Here is a 1,890-nt window from a genome sequence, read left to right on the forward strand (position 1 = left end):
CTGCCGGGGTGGCGGGGGTGCGTGGGTGGCCTCGGCCACGGTGGGGGCGGTGGCGAAGGCCAGGTCGGCGCCGGTGATCTCCAGGAGGCGGGCCAGGCGGCGCGGTACGGTGCCCGCCAGGAACACCGGGTGGTCCAGGGCCGCCTGCAGCATGATGCTGAGCGCGGTGGAGTCGACGAAGGTCACCTCGGCGACGTCCAGGACGAACCGGGCCACACCGGGTGCCGCGGGATCCAGCGCGGCCCGTAGGTCGGCGACGTTGTCCATGTCGAACTCCCCCGCCATCACGACGATGCGCACGTCCCCCTCGGAACAGGTCTCGACGCGGCTGCGGGCCTCGGCGTTGTGCGTGTCCATGCTGTTCACGTCCGGTTTCCTCGTTTCGCGTTCGCCTCTGTCAGCGGTCCGGCCGCCGGCCTCATCTCGTACGGGGGAGCTTGACCACGGTGACGAAGAAGTCGTCGATCTGCTGGATCGCCCGGATGAACTGGTCGAGGTCCACCGGCTTGGTGACGTAGGCGTTGGCGTGCAGCTTGTAGCTGCGCAGGATGTCCTCCTCGGCCGCCGACGTGGTGAGCACGACCACGGGGATGTGCATCAGATCCGGGTCGGTCTTGATGCGTTCGAGGACCTGACGCCCGTCGTACTTGGGCAGGTTGAGGTCGAGCAGGATCAGGTCGGGGCGCGGCGCGTCGACGTGGGCGCCACGGCGGTAGAGGAAGTCCAGGGCCTCCAGGCCGTCCCGCACGACGTGCAGCACGTTGCCGATCTTGTTGTCCTCGAAGGCCTCCCGGGTCATGAGCTCGTCGCCCGCGTCGTCCTCGACCAGCAGGACTTCGGCGGGGGTGGCCTGGGGGCGGTCGGTGGGGGTGCTCATCGGGGGGTTCCTTCGGTGGGTACGGGGGCGGGTGACGCGGTGTCGGCGGCGAGGGCCCCGGACTCGGCGGCGGCGCGGGCGGGGGTGGCGGCCTCGGCCACCGGGAGGGTGAAGACGATCCGGGTGCCTTCCGCGTGGCCGGTGTCGATGCGGATGCGTCCGCCCGCGTGCTCGACGATCTTCTTGCAGAGCGCGAGGCCGATCCCGGTGCCGCCGTAGGTCTCCCGGCCGTGCAGCCGCTGGAAGATGACGAAGACCTTGTCGGCGAACTCGGCCGGTACTCCGATGCCGTTGTCGGTGACGGTGAAGGTGTGGAAGCCCGGCTCCCCGGTGGTGTCGTCGGCCACGGCCACCTCCACGCGGGGAGGCCGGTCGGGCGAGCGGAACTTGACGGCGTTGCCCACCAGGTTCTGCCAGAGCATCGTGAGCAGCGTCGGGTCGCCCACGACGTCGGGGAGCCGCTCGGGGCGGGTGATCTCCGCGCCGCTCTCCTCCACGGCGGCGGCCAGGTTGCGCAGGGCCCGGTCCAGGGGGGCGTCCATCGCGAGGGTCTCGCGGGTGTCCTGGACCCGGCCCACCCGAGAGAAGGTGAGCAGGTCGTTGATGAGGACCTGCATCCGCTTGGCTCCGTCGACGGCGAAGGCGATGTACTGGGCGCCGCGCTCGTCGAGCTGGTCCCCGTACCGCTTCTCCAGCAGCTGGCAGAACGAGGCGACCTTGCGCAGCGGCTCCTGGAGGTCGTGCGAGGCCACGTACGCGAACTGCTCCAGCTCGGCGTTGGAGCGGCGCAGCTCCACCGCCTGGGCGTCGAGTTCGGCGGCCGTGCGGTCGAGCCGTTCGGCGTTGCGCAGCGAGGTGTTCAGTTCGGCCACGGTGCGGTGGCGCATGGCCTCCACCGCCCGGGCCAGGGCCTTCAGGTCGGAGGGGCCGCACAGGGGGATCTCCTCCTCGAACGCGCCGTCCGCGACGCGCCGGGAGGCGGTGCGCACCCGGGCGAGCGGCCGCAGGACGCC

3 protein-coding genes are annotated in these 1,890 nt (G+C 71.4%); all 3 read right to left on the bottom strand.

The window, feature by feature from the left end; translation table 11 throughout:
- On the bottom strand, positions 1-357 hold a 357-nt coding region (locus VR44_RS41720), incomplete at its 3' end, for an STAS domain-containing protein (RefSeq protein WP_245692811.1).
- 61 nt (positions 358-418) lie between these two features.
- Positions 419-877, bottom strand: coding sequence for a response regulator (locus tag VR44_RS36645; protein ID WP_045951988.1), 459 nt, complete (start codon positions 875-877; stop codon positions 419-421).
- Positions 874-1,890 (bottom strand): sensor histidine kinase (locus VR44_RS36650; RefSeq protein ID WP_157880528.1); only part of this gene is annotated, 1,017 nt, incomplete at its 5' end. The genes VR44_RS36650 and VR44_RS36645, both read right to left, overlap by 4 nt.

The sequence above is a fragment of the Streptomyces katrae genome, from assembly GCF_000966975.1.
GTDB classification, from domain to species: domain Bacteria; phylum Actinomycetota; class Actinomycetes; order Streptomycetales; family Streptomycetaceae; genus Streptomyces; species Streptomyces katrae.